The organism is Pseudomonas fluorescens (assembly GCF_002837185.1).
Taxonomy (GTDB): domain Bacteria; phylum Pseudomonadota; class Gammaproteobacteria; order Pseudomonadales; family Pseudomonadaceae; genus Aquipseudomonas; species Aquipseudomonas fluorescens_AM.
Genome location: NZ_KZ478007.1, coordinates 17,683 through 40,382 on the forward strand (window position 1 = coordinate 17,683; position 22,700 = coordinate 40,382).

Below are 22,700 nucleotides of genomic sequence, written 5' to 3' on the forward strand. Positions count from 1 at the left end.
GTGACCGAGTCCTGACGATGAACACTGAATTTCGCAAACCGCTCCCCGGCAGCCGCCTGGATTTCTTCGACGCCCGTGCGGCTGTCGAGGCAATCAGCGCTGGCGCCTACGCCACCTTGCCTTATACCTCACGCGTACTCGCGGAAAACCTGGTGCGCCGCTGCGACCCGGCCACCCTCAACGCGTCCCTGAGCCAACTGATCGAACGCCGGCGTGACCTCGATTTCCCCTGGTTCCCGGCCCGCGTGGTCTGCCATGACATCCTTGGCCAGACCGCGCTGGTGGATCTGGCCGGCCTGCGCGACGCCATTGCCCTGCAAGGCGGCGATCCGGCGCAGGTCAACCCGGTGGTGCCCACCCAGTTGATCGTCGACCATTCCCTGGCCGTCGAAGCCGGTGGTGCCGACCCTCAGGCGTTCGAAAAAAACCGCGCCATCGAAGACCGCCGCAACGAAGATCGCTTCCACTTTATCGAGTGGACCAAGAAGGCCTTCAAGAACGTCGATGTGATCCCACCCGGCAACGGCATCATGCACCAGATCAACCTGGAGAAAATGTCGCCGGTGATTCAGGTACGCGACGGCGTGGCGTTTCCCGACACGTGCGTGGGCACCGACAGCCACACCCCGCATGTGGATGCCCTGGGCGTGATCGCCATCGGCGTCGGTGGCCTTGAAGCCGAAAGCGTGATGCTTGGGCGTGCTTCGTGGATGCGCCTGCCCGAAAGCGTCGGCGTGGAGTTGACCGGCAAGCTGCAGCCGGGTATCACCGCCACCGATATGGTGCTGGCGCTGACCGAGTTCCTGCGCCAACAGAAGGTCGTCGGCGCCTGGTTGGAGTTCTTCGGGGAAGGGGCATCGGCGCTGACCCTGGGCGACCGTGCGACGATTTCCAACATGGCTCCGGAATACGGCGCCACGGCGGCAATGTTCTACATCGACCAGCAGACCATCGCCTACCTGAAACTCACTGGCCGAGAAGACGAACAAGTCGCCCTGGTAGAACAATACGCGCGCCACACCGGCCTGTGGGCCGATGATCTCAAGGGCGCGCAATACGAGCGTGGCCTGACATTCGATCTCTCCAGCGTTGTGCGCAACATGGCCGGTCCGAGCAATCCGCACGCCCGTGTCGCCACCCGCGACCTGGCGTCAAAAGGCATCAGCGGCCAGTGGGACGAAGTGCCAGGGCAAATGCCCGACGGCGCGGTGATCATCGCCGCTATCACCAGTTGCACCAACACCAGTAACCCGCGCAACGTGATCGCCGCCGGCCTGCTGGCGCGTAACGCCAACAGGCTCGGGCTGACGCGCAAGCCGTGGGTCAAGTCGTCCCTGGCGCCGGGATCGAAAACCGTGGCCATGTACCTGGAAGAAGCAGGCCTGGGGCATGAGCTGGAAACACTCGGGTTTGGCGTGGTGGCCTTTGCCTGCACCACCTGCAACGGCATGTCCGGCGCGCTCGACCCGCTGATCCAGCAGGAAATCATCGACCGCGACCTGTACGCCACTGCCGTGCTGTCGGGCAACCGCAACTTCGATGGGCGTATTCACCCGTACGCCAAGCAAGCCTTCCTCGCTTCGCCGCCGCTGGTAGTGGCCTATGCGATTGCCGGCACCATCCGGTTCGATATCGAGAAAGACGTGCTCGGGCTCGACGCCGACGGCAAGGAAATCCGCCTGCAGGACATCTGGCCAAGCGACGAAGAAATCGACGCGGTGGTCAAGGCGTCGGTCAAACCGGAGCAGTTTCGCGCGGTGTACATCCCGATGTTCGCGATTCACGAAGATACCGGTCCCAAAGTCGCCCCGCTGTACGACTGGCGCCCGCAAAGCACCTATATCCGCCGCCCGCCGTATTGGGAAGGCGCATTGGCCGGTGCGCGTCCGCTCAAGGGCATGCGCCCGCTGGCGGTGCTGCCGGACAACATCACCACCGATCACCTGTCGCCGTCCAACGCGATCATGCGGGACAGTGCCGCCGGCGAGTACCTGGCGAAAATGGGCCTGCCGGAAGTTGACTTCAACTCCTACGCGACGCACCGCGGCGATCACCTGACCGCGCAACGCGCGACCTTCGCCAACCCGAAACTGTTTAACGAAATGGTGCAGGAAAACGGCAAGGTCAAGCAGGGCTCCCTGGCGCGTATCGAGCCTGAAGGCAAGGTCACGCGGATGTGGGAAGCCATCGAAACCTACATGGAACGCAAGCAGCCGCTGATCATTATCGCCGGTGCCGACTACGGCCAGGGCTCGTCCCGCGACTGGGCGGCCAAGGGCGTGCGCCTGGCCGGGGTGGAAGCGATCGCCGCCGAGGGTTTCGAGCGTATCCACCGCACCAACCTGGTCGGCATGGGCGTATTGCCCCTGGAGTTTCTGCCGGGTACCGACCGCCACACACTCATGATCGACGGCAGCGAAACCTATGACGTGGTCGGCGAACGCACGCCGCGCGCGCAACTGACCCTGGTGATCAATCGCAAGCATGGCGAGCGTGTCGAGGTGCCGGTCACCTGTCGCCTGGACACCGCTGAAGAAGTGTCAATCTACGAGGCGGGCGGCGTGTTGCAACGTTTTGCCCAGGACTTCCTGGAATCGGCGGCGACCGCCTGAAGAGGATAACCATGGCACACGCAGCGCAAATCAAGATCCCCGCCACCTATATGCGTGGCGGCACCAGCAAGGGGGTTTTCTTCAGCCTCGAGGACCTGCCGCCATCGGCCCGGGTACCGGGTGCTGCCCGTGACGCCTTGCTGTTGCGGGTGATCGGCAGCCCCGACCCCTATGACAAACAAATCGACGGCATGGGCGGCGCCACGTCCAGCACCAGTAAAAGCGTGATCCTGTCCAGGAGCACCCGTGCCGGGCATGACGTGGACTACCTGTTTGGCCAGGTCTCCATCGACAAGCCATTTGTCGACTGGAGTGGCAACTGCGGCAACCTGTCGGCGGCGGTCGGTTCGTTCGCCATCAGCGCCGGCCTGGTCGACCCAGGCCGCGTGCCCCACAACGGCGTGGCCGTGGTGCGCATATGGCAGGCCAATATCGGCAAGACCATCATTGCCCACGTGCCCATGACCGACGGCGCGGTGCAGGAAACCGGCGATTTCGAACTCGACGGTGTGACCTTTCCAGCCGCTGAAGTGCAGCTGGAATTCATCGACCCGGCGGCGGAAGAGGAGGGGGGTGGCGGCTCGATGTTCCCCACCGGCAACCTGATCGACGAACTCGAAGTGCCGGGTGTCGGCACCTTCAAGGCCACCCTGATCAATGCTGGCATTCCGACGATTTTCATCGATGCCCAAGACCTGGGCTATACCGGCACCGAGCTGCAAGGCGCAATCAACGGCGACCCGCAGGCCCTGGCCATGTTCGAAACCGTGCGTGCCTATGGCGCGTTGCGCATGGGCCTGATCAAACACCTGGACGAAGCGGCCCAGCGCCAGCACACGCCGAAGGTTGCGTTCGTGGCCAAGCCTGCCGATTACGTGGCCTCCAGCGGCAAGGCGATCAAGGCCGGCGATGTGGACCTGCTGGTGCGAGCCTTGTCCATGGGCAAGTTGCACCACGCCATGATGGGCACGGCGGCGGTGGCGATCGGCACGGCGGCGGCGATTTCCGGCACCCTGGTCAACCAGGCGGCCGGTGGCGTGGCGCGCAATGCCGTGCGCTTCGGGCATCCGTCGGGCACCTTGCGCGTCGGCGCCGAAGCGACGCAAGTCAACGGTGAGTGGGTGGTTAAGAAAGCCATCATGAGCCGCAGTGCGCGGGTGTTGATGGAAGGTTTCGTGCGCGTCCCCGGTGACGCTTTTTAACTGTGGGAGGGGGCTTGCCCCCGATTGCGGTGTGTCAGTCGACACATTCATCAGCTGACCCACCCCCATCGGGGGCAAGCCCCCTCCCACAGGGGATTTCTATTCCAAGGCAGGCAACCAGACCTGCCCTGATGATCAACCGTGACCCTGAGGAATAAACCAACCTTTTTGGAGAACTGCCATGAGCGCCAACGTCGACCAGAACAACCGCCCCGACTACGACCAGGTCCTGCAGGACATTGCCGACTATGTCCTCACTTACCGAATCGAGTCCGAGTCCGCCCTGGACACCGCACGCAACTGCCTGATGGACACCCTCGGCTGCGGCCTGCTGGCGTTGCGCTTTCCCGAGTGCACCAAGCACCTGGGGCCGCTCGTCGAAGGCACCGTGGTGCCGTTCGGCGCACGGGTGCCGGGCACTTCGTTGCGGCTGGACCCGGTCAAGGCTGCCTGGGACATCGGCTGCATCGTGCGCTGGCTCGATTACAACGACACCTGGCTCGCGGCGGAGTGGGGCCACCCTTCGGACAATCTGGGCGGCATCCTCGCGGTGGCTGATCATCTGTCGCAGCAACGCGTGGCCAACGGCGACGCACCGCTGAGCGTACGCACCGTGCTGGAGGCGATGATCATGGCCCACGAGATCCAGGGCGTGATTGCCCTGGAAAATGCCTTCAACCGCGTCGGCCTCGACCATGTGCTGCTGGTCAAAGTCGCCTCGACGGCAGTTACCGCCAAACTGATGGGCGCCAACCGCGAGCAACTGCTCGCCGCCTTGTCCCATGCGTTTGTCGACGGACAAGCGTTGCGCACTTATCGCCATGCGCCCAATGCCGGTTCGCGCAAGTCCTGGGCGGCGGGCGATGCGTCGAGTCGCGGGGTGCGCCTGGCGGATATCGCGTTGCGCGGCGAGATGGGCATCCCCGGTGTGCTGAGCGCGCCGCAGTGGGGCTTCTACGACGTAGTGTTCAGCCACACCAACAAGGACCTGGCCCTCAAGCCTGAAGAACAGCGTCGCTTCAGCCTGTCCCAACCCTATGGCACCTACGTGATGGAGAACGTGCTGTTCAAGATCAGCTTTCCCGCCGAGTTCCACGCGCAGACGGCCTGCGAAGCGGCGGTCACCTTGCATCCGCTGGTCAAGCGGCGCCTGCATGAAATCGAACGTATCGTGATCACCACCCACGAGTCGGCCATTCGTATCATTTCCAAGGTCGGCCCATTGGCCAACGCGGCGGACCGTGACCATTGCCTGCAATACATGACCGCCGTGCCCTTGGCCTTCGGCGACCTGGTGGCCGAACATTATGAAGACCACTTCCATGCGGCCCATCCAATCATCGATGAACTGCGCGGGAAAATGGTCATCGTTGAAGACCCGCGTTACAGCCGCGAATACCTGGAGGCCGACAAGCGCTCCATTGCCAATGCGGTGCAGGTGTTCTTCACCGACGGCACCTGCACCGAGCAGGTGACGGTAGAGTATCCGATTGGCCATCGCCGTCGTCGTGAGCAAGGCATTCCTCTGCTGGAAGCCAAGTTCAAAGCCAATCTGGCGACGCGCTTCCCCGCGCAGCGCAGCGCCGAGATTTTTGCCTTGTGCAAGGACCAGGCACGGCTTGAGGCTACGCCAGTCAACCGTTTCATGGACCTGTTCATGATCTAGAAAACAACTCGGCCAGTGTGGGAGGGGACTTGCCCCCGATAGCGGAGTGTCAGTCAGTGCATCAGGTACTGATCCACCGCCATCGGGGGCGAGCCCCCTCCCACATTTCAGCCTTCAAACCGCAAAATCACCCTGCGGTTGTGCTTGCTCTTCTTCTCGATCTTCTCGCAGAACACCCGGCCGATTTCCTCGGTATTGAGCACATGGGTGCCGCCGCACGGCTGGATGTCGATGCCCGCAATTTCAATCACCCGCACCGAACCCTGGATGACCGGCGGCGCCACGGCCTGGGTGCGGGTGATCTGCAGCAGGGTGGCGTACTCGGTAGCGGCCAGCGACAGGGTTTGCACCGGGTGCGCCTGCTCGATCAGTGCGTTGAGGTCGCGCGTGATGCTGTCCTTGTCCAGGGTCATTTCCGGCAGGTCGAAATCCAGGCGACCCTTGTCCGCGCTGATACTGCAACCGGTGACGGGCGCGTCGATGATGGAGCAGAGCAAGTGCAGGCAGGTGTGCATCTTCATATGCTGGTAGCGGCGCTCCCAGTCCAGGCCGGCGTCTACCTGGGCGCCGGCGATCAGTTGCGCCGGGCGATGTTCCACCTGGTGCCAGATGATCGAGCGCAGCACCGGATCGCGCACCGTGCCGGTGACCTGCACGCGGCTGCCGTCGGCCAGGATGAGGTGGCCGGTGTCGCCCGGTTGTCCACCGCCGGTGGGGTAGAACAGGGTGTGCTCCAGCGCGACGCCGTGCTCGCTGACGGCAATCACCCGGGCGCTGAAGGCGTTTTGATAGGGTGCGCTGTCGAACAGCGCCAGGGTTTCCATGGTGTGCACGGACATGTTCAACCTCCGACGATCAGTGGGCTGGCTTGCAACAAGTGACGCACCATCGCACTCAAGCCAGGGGGAGAGAGCAGGGTAATTTCGAACGCCGGCCCGCAGACTTTCAGGTTCAGCGGCAGGCGTGGCAGTTGTTCGCCGAGGTCGAGACGGCGCAGGCGAAATTGCAGGTGATGGCGCTCCTTCACCGTAGGTTCGAGCATCAGCCCCGGCAGTGGATGAAAGTCGGCGTCCAGCACCGTGACCTTGTGCCCCGCATCGACCTCGCCGACCACGTGCAGGCGCTCATCCAGGGCGAACGCGCCGAGGTAGCTGCTGTGCTCCGATTCATCGTTTTTCTGCAACTGGATCTGGTTGACCACTTTGACCTTGGTGCCCGCCGGCACGTCCTGGGTAATGACGCAGGACGGGCTGATAAACACGTTGTCACCGATCTGCACATAGCCCAGCACCCGCGCCCCGGCGCCGACCTCGACATGGTTGCCCAGGCGTGGATGACGCTTGCCGTCCGGGTTGTTGGCGATACCGCGAGCGCCCAGGGTCACGCCGCAGAGGATGTAGCAATCGTGACCGATCTCGCAGGTTTCACCGATGACCGTGCCGTAGCCATGGTCCAGCACAAAGCGCCGGCCGATGCGCGCAGCCGGGTGAATCTCGGCCCCGGACAGGATCTTGCCCTGGTTGCTGAGCTTGAGAGCCATGCGCGTAAATACGCCGTGGGCGGGCTCCGGAAAATGCCACACCAGGTGCGCAAGCCGGTAGAACAACACCGCCTTGAACGAAGCGTAGGATTCCAGGATCAGCTCACCGCGTCCGCGCGATGCCGGGTCGCGATAGGCGTAGGCGATCAGGTCCTCGGCCACCGCCTGGGAAGCGTTCTGGATCAGCGGCGCCAGGTGCGGTTCCAGCTGCTTCATCTGCCCGGGCGTCAGGGTCTGGATGAGGTGGGTCAGCAACTCATCGTGCAGCTGTTGCATGTCGATAAAGCCTCCCATGGAGGCACCCCCGCATTCTGTTTGGTTGGGTAACCGGCTATTCGAAACTGGGCAGGTAGCTGTCGGCATTGTCGTAGACCATGGTCAACACCACCGTTTCAGGCGGCAGTTCCGGGGCGAGTTGGGCGATGGCGACCATATTGGCGGCCGAGGACAGCCCCAGGCTGATGGCGTCGGTGCGCATGATGCGTTTGATCATCTCCAGGCACGCCCCATGCGACACCTTGAGCATGCCGTCCAGCACGTCCAGGTTGAGAATGCTCGGGATCAGGCCAATCGACAGGCCCTGGATGGCGTGCGGGGCGTGCCGGTCCTTGAGCAGGTCGCATTCCTCCGGTTCCACGCCCATCACGCGCAGTGCCGGCCAGGCGGCCTTGAGGGTTTCGCCGATCCCGGTGAGATGCCCACCGGTGCCGATGCCGCTGACGAAGTAGTCCACACGCCGTTCGCCAAAGGCACGGAGGATTTCCGGCGCGGTGGTGTCGCGGTGGGTTTGCGGGTTGGCGCCGTTGCGTTGCTGGTTGAGCATCACGTAGTTGGGATTTTCCAACAGCAGCTCCATGCACTTTTCGCCGTGGGAGTTGTTACCCAGACGGCTGTCCGAGAGCACCACCCTGGCGCCATACAGGCGCAGCAGCTTCTGTTTTTCCGGGCTGTAGTTGTCCGGAATCACCAGCACCACTTTGTAGCCGAGCACATTGCCAGCCATCACCAGGCCGATGCCGGTATTGCCACCGCTGGGTTCGATGATGGTTTGCCCAGAGTCGCGCATCAACACACCCCGGCGCTCGGCGTCGAGGATCATGCCCAGGGCGATGCGCGCCTTGTGGCTGCCGCCCGGGTTGAGGGATTCCAGCTTGGCGTAGACCTCGATGCCGAGGTCTTCGGAAAACTGCGCCAGACGCACGATCGGGGTCTGGCCGATCACGTCGAGAATGGAGTTATGCAGCATCGGTCGGCCCCCGGTCAGTACAGCGGCATGTCGGGTTCGACGTCGCGCACCCAATGTTTCATACCGCCCTGCAGGACTTTGGTGTTGGCGAAGCCCGCCGCCAGCAAGGTGCTGGCGGCCTGCTCGGCGCGGGTGCCGGCGTAGCAGATCAGGTAATGGGTGTTGTCGCGGCTCAGGCTGCCGAGCTGCTCATCGAGCTCGGCCAGGGGGATGTGCACCACGCCTGGCAATTTGCACACTTCCAGTTCGCTGGCGTCGCGTACGTCGAGCAACACGTCGGCGCTGCGGGGGTTGTCGATCACTTGCTTGAGCACGCGGGGCTCAATGTAGCGCTCGTCGGCCAGGGACGGGTGGCTCGGCACGGCGTCCGCGCACACCGCTGGCGTGGCGGTCTGGCTGTGGCGCAGGTCTGAGCAGCACGGGCAGTCGGCACGGCGCTTGAAACGGATTTCGCTGAATTTCATGGCCAGCGCATCGAAGCGCATCAAGCGGCCGGACAAAGGTTCGCCAATGCCGATAAGCAATTTGATCGCCTCGGTCGCCTGGATCATGCCGACCACCCCCGGCAACACGCCGATGACCCCGCCGGCGCTGCAATTGGGGGCCAGCTCTGCGGGCGGGGCCTTGGGGAACAGGCAGCGGTAGCACGGCCCGCCTTTATGGTTGAGCACACTGATTTGCCCGTCGAAGCGGTAGATGGCGCCGTATACCAGAGGCTTGCCCAGCTGCACGCAGGCGTCATTGACCAGGTAGCGGGTGTCGAAATTGTCTGTGCCATCGATCACCAGGTCATAGGCGCCCACCAGTTCCAGGGCGTTGTCGGTATCGAGCGCGGTGTTGTGTGTGTTGATCTGGATGTGGGGGTTCAGATCCTGCAAACGTTGCCTGGCGGACTCCACCTTGGGCATGCCCAGGGTGCTGTTGCCGTGTACGATCTGGCGTTGCAGATTGCTGCTTTCCACCACGTCGAAGTCCACCAGGCCCAGGGTGCCGATGCCGGCCGCCGCCAGGTACAGGCTGATGGGTGAGCCCAGGCCACCGGTGCCGATGATCAGCACCCTGGCTTTCTTCAGGTTCAACTGACCTTCACGGCCGACACCGGGCAGAGTGATATGGCGTACGTAGCGTTGCACTTCTTCGTTGCTCAGGGTGTCGACGTCGATGCCGCCGGAGGTCGCCAGCAGCACTTCGATCCGGGCCTTTTCCGGCAAGCTGTCGTCGGCGTCGATCAACGCTTCCTCGGCGGTAAACAGGAAGTGTTCCTTGAGCTGGTTGTTCTGCTCGTGAAACAGATGCGGGCGCAACTGTGGGTGACTGTCGCAGAGGTTTTCAATGACTTCGCGCAATGTCGATCCTGCGCCCTCGAGGGTCGATTGCGGCAGCTTGGCCACGCGAACCAGAATGTCGGGGAAAGAGACAGCGTTCATGGACAACTCCGTGTGCAGGTCGTTGAAAGGTTGAAGGGCGAAATGCTTGCCATCCCAGGCAAACAGCTTTGACCCCAGGGCCTGGCCCTGGCGAACATCCACCACCAGGTAGCCTACAGGGTAGATCGGCTCGCCCAGGAACAGCGCCTTGTCCTGGTCTTCATCACTGAAATAGGCGCCGACATCCGGGTGCGAGTGGTAGATCACCACCACCGGGTTGTCGCTGCGAAACGCCTTGTTCAGCAGCAGCGTATCGGCGACTGAAAAGGTGTAGCCGTTGGCCGCGCTGCGCGGGTACATCTGCGGGTTTCTGCGGTGCAACTCGTTCTGGATATTGCTGCCCAGGTACACACTGCCGTCGGCGAAGATAAAACCGCAGCACTCCTCGGGATAGCTGCGGCTGGCGTGGGCGTAGATCTGTTCCAGGGCTTCGGGGCGCAGGACATCCATGTTTCTCTCGCGTCGCTGGGTGATGGGTGCAGGGGTCAATTTTTGTTGGCCAGCAGTTTTTCGATGGGCAGCTTGGTGATCGCAAAGCCGGCCAACAGGATCGCCGAGTACAGCATCAGGTCACGGGAAATCTCCACCCCTTCGTACCAGGCACCGATGATGACTGCGAACACCGGAAAGATGATGAACACGAATGACAGGATGATCGGGCTCAGGCGCTTGAGCAGCATGAAATACACAATGAAACCGCCCACCGAAGCGACCAGCCCAAGGTAGAACAGCGCGCTCCAGGAGCGCAGGGTGATGGCGTCGAACGTCGGGTTTTCAAACCACAGGCCGGCCACGAACAGCATCAGCCCGGCAATGCCGATGGGCAGGGTGTTATAGGTGATGACACTGATGGCGCTGCCTTTTTGTTTGGTAATCACGTAGCACAACGCGTGCATGATCGCGGCGGTCAGAATCGCCAGTACGCCGAAGAACTCGGCATGGTCCAGGTGCAGGCCCTGGCTCTTGATGATCATGTAGAGGCTGCCGAAACCGATGCCGATGCCGACCACCTGGGACAGGTAGATGCGCTCACGCAGGAACAGCGCGGAGAAGATCAGAATGAACACCGGCATGCAGCTGAACAGCAGGGCAGTCAGACCGGACGAGACGTGCATCTCGCCGTAGTTGAGCAGGTAATAGGGAATGCTGAAGTAGGACAGGGTCACGAACACGAAGAACCAGCGGCTTTCCCGTGGGAACACAATCGGCTCACGGCGCACCATGGCGAAACACAGGAACAGCGGGAAGGCGATCAGGAAGCGCAGGCCTGCTGACGTCAGCGGCGGCACGCTTTCCACCGCAATCTTGATGCCCAGCCAGGTAGTGCCCCAGCTCAGGCACACGATCAGGAACATCACGCTGGTGATCAAGCCGGCCAGCCATTGTTTCCGGGTTTTGGTTTTTGCGGTGTTTTCAAGAATGGCGGACATTGGCATCGTTTATTGCTTCCCTGAGCCGGAATTGAACTCTATATTGAACTTGTTATAAGTGATTCAATCCGGTGATTGAACCCGCAAAAGCACACTATTAGGGCGAATGATGACTGTCAAAACAAATATTGACATGGTGTCAATTATGCGTGAGGGGTTGTCCAACGGTCAGGGCGTGAAGTACAAGCGCCTGTCCGATGTCATGGAACGGGGCATCCTTGAAGGCACGATTGAACCGGGAAGAAAACTGCCGCCTCATCGGGTGCTTTCCGACAATCTGGGCGTCACTATCGGCACCATCAGCCGGGCCTACGGTGAGCTGGAGCGGTTGGGTTTGGTGGTGGCGCGTGTGGGTGACGGTACATTCGTGCGCAAGCGTGGGATGGAGCGCCAGCGTGATGAAGGCTTTCGCAACTTCAGCGAGGAGCCACGGCAGTACTTCGACATGAGCCGCAACATGCATATTCCGGGGCAGGAAACGGTATTCCTTGCCCAGAGCTTCCAAACCCTGTCGACCAACGGCAAATTTCTCCAGGACATCAGCGCCTATACCCCGGACGCGGGTCTGCCGCGCTATCGCGAGGCCGGTGCGCAATGGCTGGTGCAGCGCGACTTTCATCCGATTCCCGAGCAGGTCATCTGCGTCAATGGCGGCCAGCATGGCTTGCTCTGCGCGATGATGGCGTTGCTGCGCGCCGGCGACACGGTGGTCACCGAGCAACTGACTTACCCGGGGCTTATCACCGCCGCGCGGATGCTGGGTGTGCGGTTGATCGGGCTGGAGATGGATGAAGAAGGCGTGCTGCCGGGTGCGCTGGATGAAGTCTGTCGAAATCACCGGGTTTCGGCGCTGTATTGCACGCCAACGATCCAGAATCCCACAACCGCAGTGTTGTCAGTCCCGCGCCGTGAAGCGTTGGCCAAGGTCTGTCGTGAACATAATCTGCTGATTCTGGAGGATGAAGCCCATGGCGTGCTGGTCGAGGATCGTCCTCCGCCCCTCAGTTACTTCGCCCCTGAACGTACGATCCTGATCAGCAGCTTGAGCAAGGCGGTATCGGCCGGGCTGCGCGTGGGCTATGTGCATGCGCCGCCGGCGCTGGTCAGCCGGGTGTCGGCGGCACTGCGTTCGACCTGCTGGATGGCCACCCCGGTGACCCTGGAACTGGCGACCCAATGGATCGAAAACGGCACGGCGGAATACCTGCTGCGCCAGCAGATCAACGAGATAAGCCGGCGCAAGGCCTTGGTCGAGGGCTTATTGAGCGGTCTGCAGTATCGCACTCACCTCAACAGCCCGCACTTCTGGATCGAAGTGCCGGAACCCTGGCGCGCGTCGGAAATCGAGGCAGAACTCAAGCAGAACAACTACCTGATCGCGACCGCCGAAGCGTTTGCCGTGGGGCAGACGGCGGTGCCGCAGTTTATCCGGGCAAGTATTTGCAATACCTCGGGGGATGATCAGTTGCTGCGGGCGGGGTTCGATGCGCTGGCGACGGCGCTGGGGCAGGGGGGTGGAAGGTTTCAGTTGTAGGTGTTAAGGCGCAAGACGTAAGCTTCAAGCTTCAAGCTTCAAGACGAGAGCCGAGTGGCATGTTCTTGCAGCTTATAGCTTGCAGCTTGCCGCTGCCTCACTTAAACCTGCGCTCCACACCCTTCTCCACCAGAATCTTCGCCGAAATCTCTTCCACCGAAAAATGCGTGGAATTGATGTGCGCAATATTTTCGCGACGGAACAGATTTTCCACTTCGCGCACTTCGAACTCACACTGGGCGTAACTTGAATAACGGCTGTTGGGCTTGCGTTCATTCCGGATCGCGGTGAGGCGGTCCGGGTCGATGGTCAGGCCGAACAGCTTGTGCGAATGGGCGCGCAGGGCGGCGGGCAGCGTCAGGTGTTCCATGTCGTCTTCCGTCAGCGGGTAGTTGGCCGCGCGAATACCGAATTGCATGGCCATGTACAGGCAGGTCGGGGTCTTGCCGCAGCGCGACACGCCCACCAGGATCAGGTCGGCCTTGTCGTAATAGTGCGTGCGGGCGCCGTCGTCGTTGTCGAGGGCGAAGTTCACTGCCTCGATACGCTCCATATAGTTGGAATTATGACCAATGGAATGGGACTTTCCGACGGAGTAAGAGGAATGCTCGCTCAACTCCTGTTCCAATGGCGCCAGGAACGTGGAGAAAATGTCGATCATGAAACCATTCGAGGTCGCGAGAATCTCACGAATGTCTTGATTGACGATGGTGTCGAAAATGATCGGGCGACAACCGTCTTTTTCAGCCGCCAGATTGATTTGTTGTACCATGGCCCGCGCTTTATCCACGCTGTCTATATAAGGTCGCGTGAATTTGGCGAAGGTAATGTTTTCGAACTGCGCGAGCAGGCTCTGGCCCAGTGTTTCGGCCGTGATGCCGGTGCCATCGGAAATAAAGAAAGCAGATCGTTTCATTTGAGCCCTGGGCCTTAAGCTGATGGCGAATCTTGGATATGATAGGCGCGATTTTGCCGTCCCGCAGTGGGCCGCATTCTCACTTATTTTCCAGGTCCAGGCCACAAGCGCTGGCGTTCGCTCCTACTGAGCAAGCCGCGTCCTGAGCTTTTCCAACACAGAAAGTGGAGAGATCACCTTGGTAGAGTACGTAGTTTCCCTCGATAAGCTCGGCGTCCATGATGTAGAGCACGTGGGGGGCAAGAACGCATCCCTCGGCGAGATGATCAGTAATCTTGCAGGCGCCGGTGTCTCGGTGCCGGGTGGTTTCGCCACCACGGCCCAGGCTTACCGTGATTTCCTCGAGCTGAGCGGCCTGAACGCCCAGATCCACGCCGCGCTGGACGCTCTGGACGTCGATGACGTCAACGCCCTGGCCAGAACCGGCGCCCAGATCCGTCAATGGATCATGGAAGCCGAGTTCCCCGAGAAGCTCAACGAAGAAATCCGCACCGCCTTCGCCACCTTGTCCGCCGGCAACCCGGACATGGCTGTCGCCGTGCGCTCCTCGGCCACCGCCGAAGACTTGCCGGACGCCTCTTTCGCCGGTCAGCAGGAAACGTTCCTGAACATCCGCGGCGTGGAAAACGTGATCCGCGCGGCCAAGGAAGTTTTTGCCTCGCTGTTCAACGACCGCGCCATTTCCTACCGCGTGCACCAGGGTTTCGACCACAAGCTGGTGGCCTTGTCTGCCGGTGTGCAGCGCATGGTACGTTCGGAAACCGGCACCGCCGGTGTGATGTTCACCCTGGACACCGAATCGGGCTTCCGTGACGTGGTGTTTATCACCGGCGCCTACGGCCTGGGCGAAACCGTCGTACAAGGCGCGGTCAACCCTGACGAATTCTACGTGCACAAGCACACCCTTGAGGCCGGACGCCCGGCCATCCTGCGCCGCAACCTGGGCAGCAAGGCGATCAAGATGATCTACGGCGACGAGGCCAAGGCTGGTCGCTCGGTTAAAACGGTTGACGTCGACAAGGCTGAGCGTGCGCGTTTCTGCCTGACCGACGCTGAAGTCAGCGAGCTGGCCAAGCAAGCGATGATCATCGAGAAGCACTACAAGTGCCCGATGGACATCGAGTGGGCCAAGGACGGTGACGACGGCAAGCTGTACATCGTGCAGGCCCGTCCCGAGACCGTTAAGAGCCGCACGTCGGCCAACGTCATGGAACGCTACCTGCTCAAGGAAACCGGCACCGTGCTGGTGGAAGGCCGCGCCATCGGCCAGCGCATCGGCGCCGGCAAGGTGCGCATCATCAAGGACGTGTCCGAGATGGACAAAGTCCAGCCGGGTGACGTGCTGGTCTCCGACATGACCGATCCGGACTGGGAGCCGGTGATGAAGCGCGCCAGCGCCATCGTCACCAACCGTGGCGGGCGCACGTGCCACGCAGCGATCATCGCCCGTGAGCTGGGGATTCCCGCGGTTGTCGGTTGCGGCAACGCCACGCAGCTGTTGAAAGATGGCCAGGGTGTGACGGTGTCCTGTGCCGAAGGCGACACCGGCTTCATCTTCGAAGGCGAGCTGGGCTTCGACATCAAGCAGAACTCCATCGACGCCATGCCGGACCTGCCGTTCAAGATCATGATGAACGTCGGCAACCCGGACCGCGCCTTCGACTTCGCGCAGTTGCCGAACGCCGGTGTGGGCCTGGCCCGCCTGGAATTCATCATCAACCGCATGATCGGCGTGCACCCCAAGGCCCTGTTGAACTACGCCGGCCTGCCGCTGGACATCAAGGAAAGCGTCGACAAGCGCATCGCCGGTTACAACGACCCGGTGGGCTTCTACGTCGAGAAGCTGGTGGAAGGCATCAGCACCCTGGCGGCGGCGTTCTACCCGAAAAAGGTCATCGTGCGGCTGTCGGACTTCAAGTCCAACGAATACGCCAACCTGATCGGCGGCAAGCTTTACGAGCCGGAAGAAGAAAACCCGATGCTGGGTTTCCGTGGCGCCTCGCGTTACATCAGCGAGGCCTTCCGTGACTGCTTCGAACTCGAGTGCCGCGCCCTCAAGCGTGTGCGCAACGAGATGGGGCTGACCAACGTCGAAATCATGGTGCCGTTCGTGCGTACCCTGGGCGAGGCGAGCCAGGTGGTTGATCTGCTGGCCGAAAACGGTCTGAGCCGCGGCGAAAACGGCCTGCGCGTGATCATGATGTGCGAGCTGCCGTCCAACGCCATCCTGGCCGAGGAATTCCTGGAGTTCTTCGACGGTTTCTCCATCGGCTCCAACGACCTGACCCAGCTGACCCTGGGCCTGGACCGTGACTCCGGGATCATCGCCCACCTGTTCGACGAGCGAAATCCTGCGGTCAAGAAGCTGCTGTCCAACGCCATCCAGGCCTGTAACAAGGCCGGCAAGTACATCGGTATCTGTGGCCAGGGCCCGTCCGATCACCCTGACCTGGCCAGATGGCTGATGGAACAGGGTATCGAAAGCGTCTCGCTGAACCCCGATTCCGTGCTTGAAACCTGGTTCTTCCTGGCTGAAGGTCAAGCGTCCGCTTAAAGCCGCTACGTCAAAAGTGCCGGTCACCTGTCGAGGGTGACCGGCATTCTTATCTGTACAGGGCGGAATTCCTACCGAACGCCGCCCTTTTTTGTGCAAGAGCATTATGCAAAGCAGCAGCAACCTGTTTCCCGTCGCCCTGATCAGCGCTGAACGTCGTGGCGACCTGAGTGAAGATGTGTACCGTCTCAAACCCGGCAACAGCCCCGACGCTACCGTCGAGCTGGCGGTTACCCGGTTGGGCCTGGCCGATGTCCCGGAAAACCGGGGCACGCCGGTTATTTTCCTGCACGGCAGTTTTTCCAATCGGCGCTTCTGGTATTCGCCCAAGGGCATTGGCCTGGGCGCTCACCTGGCGCGCCGCGGTTTTGATGTGTGGATCCCGGAAATGCGCGGCCATGGCCTGTCCAGGCGCAACCACGACTACGTGCGCAACCGTGTCGCCGATTATGCGCGCTACGATTTGCCGGCCATCGGCGCCTTTGTGCACGAGCAAAGTGGGCAGGTGCCGCACTGGATCGGGCATTCCCTCGGCGCCACGACGTTGGCTGCGGCCCTGGGAGGGCAAACCTTGAACGCGCAGTCAGTGGCCTCAGTGGCGTTATTTGGTTGCCAGGTCAGCCGCACGCATTGGCCGTTGAAAATTCCACCGGTGGAGTGGGGCGGTCGATTTATCCTGAAGCGTCTAGCTCAGGTGTCTGGCCCACGCTTCAAGCGTGGACCGGAGGACGAACCGGCCGGTGTGATAATCGAAGCGCTGCGTTGGAATGGCCTGTTCGGCCGCTTTGGCGACGGCGAGCGGGATTGGTGGAAAGGCCTGGCAGCGGTCGACGTGCCGTTGTTGGCGGTCAGTGCGGCGGGCGATCGGCAGGATCCGGACTGGGCGTGTCGCAAGCTGTTCGAGCAAGTCGGCAGCGAGCATCGCCAGTACCTGTGCCTGGGACGTGGGCAGGGTTTTACCGAAGATTTCGGGCATGTACAAATGCTGGTCAGCAAAGCCGCGCAGGCCCAAGTGTGGCCCTTGGTGGAACGCTGGTTGAAAGATCCGCTGACACCTGTGCTCGGCACCCGGCCAGAGGTGGCTGTGGCGGTTTGACGAAGCGCGCCATCGAGGCCGTTTCACTCTTGAGTGGTTGCGGCTAAGATATGACGCCTCAGGCGCTTCTGGTCATATTCAGTCGCGTAACGACTATTGCGTTGCGTTGATTGCGCTTTGATCATGGCCGGCGCCAGTGGCCGAGCACTTAAAGAATGCCTGCTGCAGCACGTTTTTCCTGATATATGCCGTGAACTGTTCGACCCCTTCTTTGATGACAGGAGTTTCGCGATGGACCATTACGTGACCCCCGACCTGTGCGACGCCTACCCGGAGTTGGTGCAGGTGCTTGAGCCGATGTTCAGCAATTTCGGTGGCCGAGACTCCTTCGGCGGCGAGATTGTCACCCTCAAATGCTTCGAGGATAACTCCCTGGTCAAGGCACAGGCCGAGCAGCCGGGCGCCGGCAAGGTGTTGGTGGTCGATGGAGGTGGTTCGCTGCGGCGTGCGTTGCTCGGTGACCTGATTGCCGAGAAAGCCGCGAAAAACGGCTGGGAAGGTATGGTGATCTACGGTTGCATCCGCGATGTCGACATCCTTGCCCAGACCGACCTGGGCGTGCAGGCCCTGGCTGCCCATCCGATGAAAACCGACAAGCGTGGCCTGGGTGACCTGAACGTGGCGGTGACCTTTGCAGGCGTGACGTTCCGCCCGGGTGAATACGTGTACGCCGATAACAACGGGGTAATCGTCTCGCCCAGCCCGCTGAAAATGCCTGAATAAACCGCAGTAGCCGAAAGGGATGAGGATGTTCGAGGAAGACAACGCGCAGTGGGGGCTGGTGCATGCCCTGGTGCTGGACGGTAAAGGCGGTGCGCGTTCGATTGCCCGGACCGAGCTTGACGAGTTGCAACTGCAGCCCCAGGAAAGCCTGTGGCTGCATTGGGACCGCAGCCATCCGCAAACCCAGACCTGGCTGCGCAAATCCAGCGGTTTGAGTGAATTTGCCTGTGACCTCCTGCTGGAAGAAAACACCCGTCCGCGGCTGCTGCCGCTGCCGGATGCGGAACTGCTGCTCTTTCTGCGCGGGATCAATCTCAATCCCGGCGCGGAACCGGAAGACATGGTTTCGGTACGTATATTCGCGGCAGCCAATCGGGTGATTTCCCTCAGGTTGCGCCCGTTACGCGCCACCGATGAGCTGCTGGTGCAATTGGCCGAGGGCAAGGGCCCCAGAACTGCATCGGAACTGATCCTTTATATGGCGCAGTACCTGACCAACAAAGTGCAGGATCTGGTCACTGGGCTGTCCGAAATTGTCGATGCCGAAGAAGAAAAACTCGATGCCGACGAACGGTATACCCCCGAGCACGGCAGCGTCTTGCAGATCCGTCGGCGAGCGGCCGGGCTCAAGCGTTTCCTGGCGCCGCAACGGGATATTTTTGCGCAGCTGACGCGAATCAAACTGGCGTGGTTCTGTGATGACGACGCTGACTATTGGAACGAATTACACAACAGCCTGACCCGTTACCTTGAAGAGCTCGAATTGGCTCGGGAGCGTGTGGGGCTTGTACTTGAGGCCGAAGACCGGCGCCTGAGCCTGCGCATGAACCGCACCATGTACCGCTTCGGCATCATCACCGGCATCTTCTTGCCGATGAGTTTTCTGACCGGCTTGCTGGGCATCAATGTAGGGGGAATACCGTTTTCCAGCAGCCCTTACGGATTCATGATTGCCTGCCTGCTGATGATCTCGGTGGCGCTGGGTCAATGGTGGCTTTTTCGACGGTTACGCTGGGTTTGAGCTGAATATGAGCTGAACGTAGGAAAGGGTCGATGTGACCCGATGAATTTTACCCTCGTCTTTTAAATCACTTGCGAGAGGTCTCTATGCACGATCCGTTCGAACAGTCTTTGCGTGACATGCTCAATGCTTCGCCATCCAACCGTGATGACGATGCCTGCCTGGGCCGCGTACTGAAAACCGCCAACCGTCAGGTAGGGGCGGGGGACCTGTTCGGTCTGCTCGGGCGTTGGGTGCCGGCGTTGATGATGGCCCTGAACAACGGTTCGGCCCATGTATCACCGGTTTCCCGGCATAAACCTCTTGCTCGCACTGCTGATAAGGCTGATTGAATATGGAACTTGATCTCTGGACCCAGAGCCTGGTCACCGCAATGACCGCATTGTGGACCAAGGTGGCGAATTTCATTCCCAACCTCTTTGGTGCCCTGGTCCTGGTACTGCTGGGCTTTGTCGTGGCCAAGCTGCTCGACACCCTGTTGTCCAAATTGCTCGCCAAACTCGGGCTGGATCGCCTGATGGCCGGTACCGGCCTGACCAAGCTGCTGGGCCGTGCCGGGCTGCAGGTGCCGATTTCAACGCTGATCGGCAAGATCGTTTATTGGTTCGTTCTACTTATTTTTCTGGTTTCTGCGGCTCAGTCCCTTGGACTTGAGCGAGTTTCAGCTACGCTCGACATGCTGGCACTGTATTTGCCGAAAGTATTCGGCGGCGCGCTGGTGCTGCTGGTCGGCGTTTTACTCGCGCAACTGGCCAATGGCCTGGTACGCGGAGCCGCTGAAGGTGTCGGCCTGGACTATGCGGCAGGCCTGGGGCGAATTGCCCAGGGACTGGTGATCATCATCAGTATTTCGGTCGCGATCAGCCAGTTGGAGGTCAAAACTGACCTGCTGAACCACGTTATCGTGATTGTTTTGATTACCGTTGGTCTGGCCGTTGCTCTGGCCATGGGCTTGGGAAGCCGGGAAATTGCCGGTCAGATTCTTGCGGGAATCTACGTGCGTGAGCTGTATCAGGTAGGGCAACAGGTGCGTGTGGGCGAGGTCGAAGGGCAAATCGAGGAGATCGGCACCGTCAAGACGACCGTGCTGACCGATGACGGGGAACTGGTGTCGCTGTCCAACCGGATTCTCCTGGAGCAGCAGGTCAGTAGCCGCTAAACCGGCAAACCCTGCTAATGTACGCCGCCGCGAACCCGGCTGACCGGGTTGCAGCGGACATTGACCTGACTGCCGGCACGACTTGTTTTGAATAAAGCCCAAACGCTGTCCACGCGCTATGACCCCCGTGAGCTCTCTGATGAGGAGTTGGTCGCGCGTTCGCACACGGAGCTGTTTCACGTAACACGCGCGTACGAAGAATTGATGCGCAGATATCAACGCACTCTGTTCAACGTTTGTTCAAGGTATTTGGGGAACGATAGGGATGCGGACGATGTCTGTCAGGAAGTGATGCTCAAGGTGCTGTACGGCCTGAAGAACTTCGAGGGAAAATCGAAGTTCAAGACCTGGCTCTACAGCATCACGTACAACGAGTGCATCACGCAGTATCGAAAGGAACGGCGAAAGCGTCGCTTGATGGACGCCTTGAGTCTGGACCCCCTTGAGGAAGCGTCTGAAGAAAAGGCGCCGACACCCGAGGAGAAGGGCGGACTCGATCGCTGGTTGGTGCATGTGAATCCGATTGACCGTGAAATTCTGGTGCTACGATTCGTCGCAGAATTGGAATTTCAAGAAATCGCTGACATCATGCATATGGGCTTGAGTGCTACAAAGATGCGTTACAAACGTGCTCTTGATAAATTACGTGAGAAATTTGCGGGCGAGACTGAAACTTAGTGCGTAGCAAATATCTCTTACGTGTAGGCAAGTTCTGTTAGACTTGTCGCCGAGTTGTCCCCCGGTTTGTGGGACTGCTTTACAATCACCAGATGGGGATTTAACGGATGAAACTGAAAAACACCTTGGGCTTGGCCATTGGTTCTCTTATTGCCGCTACTTCTTTCGGCGTTCTGGCACAAGGCCAAGGCGCAGTTGAGGGCGAGCTGTTCTACAAGAAGCAGTACAACGATAGCGTCAAGCACATCGAAGACGGCTTCAACCCTGGCGCTCGCATCGGTTACTTCTTGACCGACGACCTGTCCTTGAACCTGTCCTACGACAAGACTAACCACACCCGTTCGAACGACGGTACTGGCAACCAGAAGATCAAAGGTGATACCGGCAGCCTCGTTGCCCAATACCACTTCGGTCAAGCTGGCGTTGACAGCCTGCGTCCATACGTTGAAGGCGGTTTCGGCCACCAGAGCCGTACCAACGTGCAAGCTGACGGCCACAGCGGTCGCGACCAGACCACTTTCGCTACCATCGGTACCGGCGTGAAGTACTACTTCACCAACAACCTGTACGCTCGTGCTGGTGTTGAAGCTGACTACGGTCTGGACAACGGCAAGTGGGACTACTCCGCACTGGTTGGCCTGGGTGTGAACTTCGGCGGTAACGCTGGCGCAGCTGCTCCAGCTCCTACCCCAGCACCAGCTCCAGAGCCAGTTCCAGAGCCAGAAGCTCCGGTTGCTCAGGTTGTTCGTGTTGAGCTGGACGTTAAGTTCGACTTCGACAAGTCCGTTGTTAAGCCTAACAGCTACGGCGACGTGAAAAACCTGGCCGACTTCATGGCTCAGTACCCAGCTACCAACGTAGAAGTTGCTGGTCACACTGACTCCGTAGGTCCAGACGCTTACAACCAGAAGCTGTCCCAGCGTCGTGCTGACGCTGTTAAGCAAGTCCTGGTTAAAGACGGCGTGGCTCCTAGCCGTGTAACTGCTGTAGGTTACGGCGAATCCCGCCCAGTTGCTGACAACGCAACTGAAGCTGGTCGCGCTGTTAACCGTCGCGTAGAAGCGTCGGTTGAAGCTACCGCTCAGTAATTACTGAGTAGTAGAGAAAAGCCCGGCTCAGGCCGGGCTTTTTTTCGCCTGCGATTTACCTCAAGCGCTGGCCGCTGCCGCATCGCATGCCATTTGCGCCGCGCCGGCAACACGGCCAATCACCAGGATTGCCGGGCTTTTCAGCGCAAAAGCCTGCGCGTCTTCGTGCATGGCGGCGAGGTGGCTACGGCATTCGCGCTGTTCGGGCAACGATGCATTTTCAATCATCGCCACCGGCATATCCGCAGCCATGCCGCCCTCCAGCAGCTGTTGCCGGATCTCTTCGAGCTTGGCCACGCCCATGTACACCACCAGCGTCGTTCCGCCCTCGGCCAGTGCGCGCCAGTTCAGGCTGCTGTCATCCTGGGTATGCGCGGTGACCAGGGTTACGCCACGGCTGACGCCGCGCAAGGTCAACGGGATATGGCAATTCGTCGCTCCAGCCAGTCCCGAGGTGATGCCGTTGACCAGCTCCACCTCGATCCCACGCTCGCGCAGCCACGTCGCCTCTTCGCCACCCCGCCCGAAAATACACGGATCGCCGCCTTTAAGCCGCACCACACACTTGCCCTGGCGTGCATAGCGCAGCATCAGACGGTGAATGAACGCCTGCGGCGTAGAGCGACAACCGCCGCGCTTGCCGACGGTAATCACGCGCGCGTCCGTGCAGTGTTCCAAGACAACCGGGTTGACCAGATCGTCGATCAACACCACGTCTGCTTCATGCAGGGCCCTTACCGCTTTGAGGGTGAGCAATTCCGGATCACCGGGCCCAGCGCCTACCAGCCACACTTTTGCGCTCATGTTT

Annotated in this window: 19 protein-coding genes; 12 read left to right on the forward strand and 7 right to left on the reverse strand. The window is 60.7% G+C overall.

Going from position 1 to position 22,700, the window contains the following annotated elements:
* Positions 1 to 17 precede the first annotated feature (17 nt).
* From acnD to prpD, 3 genes are all read left to right on the forward strand, one after another.
* Positions 18 to 2,612 (forward strand): Fe/S-dependent 2-methylisocitrate dehydratase AcnD, encoded by a 2,595-nt coding sequence (acnD, locus tag CIB54_RS19410; protein ID WP_101220699.1) that lies wholly within the window; start codon positions 18 to 20, stop codon positions 2,610 to 2,612.
* 11 nt (positions 2,613 to 2,623) lie between these two features.
* Positions 2,624 to 3,814, forward strand: coding sequence for a 2-methylaconitate cis-trans isomerase PrpF (gene prpF, locus CIB54_RS19415; RefSeq protein WP_101220700.1), 1,191 nt, complete (start codon positions 2,624 to 2,626; stop codon positions 3,812 to 3,814).
* Positions 3,815 to 3,995: 181 nt separating this feature from the next.
* Complete coding sequence (gene prpD, locus CIB54_RS19420; protein ID WP_065949836.1) at positions 3,996 to 5,480, forward strand: 2-methylcitrate dehydratase; 1,485 nt, start codon at positions 3,996 to 3,998, stop codon at positions 5,478 to 5,480.
* Positions 5,481 to 5,587: 107 nt separating this feature from the next.
* Here prpD and CIB54_RS19425 read toward each other — a convergent pair whose 3' ends face one another.
* From CIB54_RS19425 to CIB54_RS19445, 5 genes are read right to left on the reverse strand one after another with little or no spacing between them, the layout of a single operon-like run.
* Positions 5,588 to 6,319, reverse strand: a complete 732-nt coding sequence (locus tag CIB54_RS19425) for an alanyl-tRNA editing protein (RefSeq protein WP_065949835.1) — start codon at positions 6,317 to 6,319, stop codon at positions 5,588 to 5,590.
* Positions 6,320 to 6,321: 2 nt separating this feature from the next.
* Complete coding sequence (locus CIB54_RS19430; protein ID WP_065949834.1) at positions 6,322 to 7,314, reverse strand: serine O-acetyltransferase; 993 nt, start codon at positions 7,312 to 7,314, stop codon at positions 6,322 to 6,324.
* Between the two features lie 37 nt (positions 7,315 to 7,351).
* Positions 7,352 to 8,266: a PLP-dependent cysteine synthase family protein gene (locus CIB54_RS19435; protein WP_101220701.1), complete on the reverse strand. Its 915-nt coding sequence runs from the start codon at positions 8,264 to 8,266 to the stop codon at positions 7,352 to 7,354.
* A gap of 14 nt (positions 8,267 to 8,280) precedes the next feature.
* Positions 8,281 to 10,143, reverse strand: a complete 1,863-nt coding sequence (gene moeB / locus CIB54_RS19440; protein WP_101220702.1) for a molybdopterin-synthase adenylyltransferase MoeB — start codon at positions 10,141 to 10,143, stop codon at positions 8,281 to 8,283.
* 35 nt (positions 10,144 to 10,178) lie between these two features.
* Positions 10,179 to 11,072: a DMT family transporter gene (locus tag CIB54_RS19445; protein WP_162515426.1), complete on the reverse strand. Its 894-nt coding sequence runs from the start codon at positions 11,070 to 11,072 to the stop codon at positions 10,179 to 10,181.
* A 160-nt stretch (positions 11,073 to 11,232) separates the two neighbouring features.
* Between CIB54_RS19445 and CIB54_RS19450 the strand changes: the two genes are divergently transcribed.
* Positions 11,233 to 12,657 (forward strand): aminotransferase-like domain-containing protein, encoded by a 1,425-nt coding sequence (locus CIB54_RS19450; RefSeq protein ID WP_065949881.1) that lies wholly within the window; start codon positions 11,233 to 11,235, stop codon positions 12,655 to 12,657.
* Positions 12,658 to 12,754: 97 nt separating this feature from the next.
* Here CIB54_RS19450 and ppsR read toward each other — a convergent pair whose 3' ends face one another.
* Positions 12,755 to 13,573, reverse strand: coding sequence for a posphoenolpyruvate synthetase regulatory kinase/phosphorylase PpsR (gene ppsR, locus CIB54_RS19455; protein ID WP_003230310.1), 819 nt, complete (start codon positions 13,571 to 13,573; stop codon positions 12,755 to 12,757).
* Between the two features lie 178 nt (positions 13,574 to 13,751).
* On the opposite strand from ppsR, the gene ppsA reads away from it, so the two are divergent.
* From ppsA to CIB54_RS19495, 8 genes are all read left to right on the forward strand, one after another.
* Positions 13,752 to 16,127, forward strand: coding sequence for a phosphoenolpyruvate synthase (gene ppsA / locus CIB54_RS19460; RefSeq protein ID WP_065949830.1), 2,376 nt, complete (start codon positions 13,752 to 13,754; stop codon positions 16,125 to 16,127).
* Between the two features lie 106 nt (positions 16,128 to 16,233).
* Positions 16,234 to 17,223 carry an alpha/beta fold hydrolase gene (locus CIB54_RS19465; protein ID WP_101220704.1) on the forward strand — a complete coding sequence of 330 codons (990 nt, stop codon included), beginning with the start codon at positions 16,234 to 16,236 and terminating at the stop codon, positions 17,221 to 17,223.
* 231 nt (positions 17,224 to 17,454) lie between these two features.
* Entirely contained in the window at positions 17,455 to 17,946 is a 492-nt protein-coding gene (rraA, locus tag CIB54_RS19470) for a ribonuclease E activity regulator RraA (RefSeq protein WP_101220705.1), read from the forward strand.
* Positions 17,947 to 17,971: 25 nt separating this feature from the next.
* Positions 17,972 to 18,967, forward strand: coding sequence for a zinc transporter ZntB (locus CIB54_RS19475; RefSeq protein ID WP_065949827.1), 996 nt, complete (start codon positions 17,972 to 17,974; stop codon positions 18,965 to 18,967).
* An 86-nt stretch (positions 18,968 to 19,053) separates the two neighbouring features.
* Entirely contained in the window at positions 19,054 to 19,299 is a 246-nt protein-coding gene (locus tag CIB54_RS19480; protein WP_065949826.1) for a CrfX protein, read from the forward strand.
* A 2-nt stretch (positions 19,300 to 19,301) separates the two neighbouring features.
* Positions 19,302 to 20,126 (forward strand): mechanosensitive ion channel family protein, encoded by an 825-nt coding sequence (locus tag CIB54_RS19485; RefSeq protein WP_003193288.1) that lies wholly within the window; start codon positions 19,302 to 19,304, stop codon positions 20,124 to 20,126.
* Between the two features lie 87 nt (positions 20,127 to 20,213).
* Complete coding sequence (gene sigX, locus CIB54_RS19490; RefSeq protein ID WP_057721193.1) at positions 20,214 to 20,804, forward strand: RNA polymerase sigma factor SigX; 591 nt, start codon at positions 20,214 to 20,216, stop codon at positions 20,802 to 20,804.
* A gap of 107 nt (positions 20,805 to 20,911) precedes the next feature.
* Positions 20,912 to 21,892: an OmpA family protein gene (locus tag CIB54_RS19495; protein WP_065949824.1), complete on the forward strand. Its 981-nt coding sequence runs from the start codon at positions 20,912 to 20,914 to the stop codon at positions 21,890 to 21,892.
* 60 nt (positions 21,893 to 21,952) lie between these two features.
* On the opposite strand, the gene cobA is transcribed toward CIB54_RS19495, so the two are convergent.
* Positions 21,953 to 22,696, reverse strand: a complete 744-nt coding sequence (gene cobA, locus CIB54_RS19500) for a uroporphyrinogen-III C-methyltransferase (protein ID WP_065949823.1) — start codon at positions 22,694 to 22,696, stop codon at positions 21,953 to 21,955.
* Positions 22,697 to 22,700: the final 4 nt, after the last annotated feature.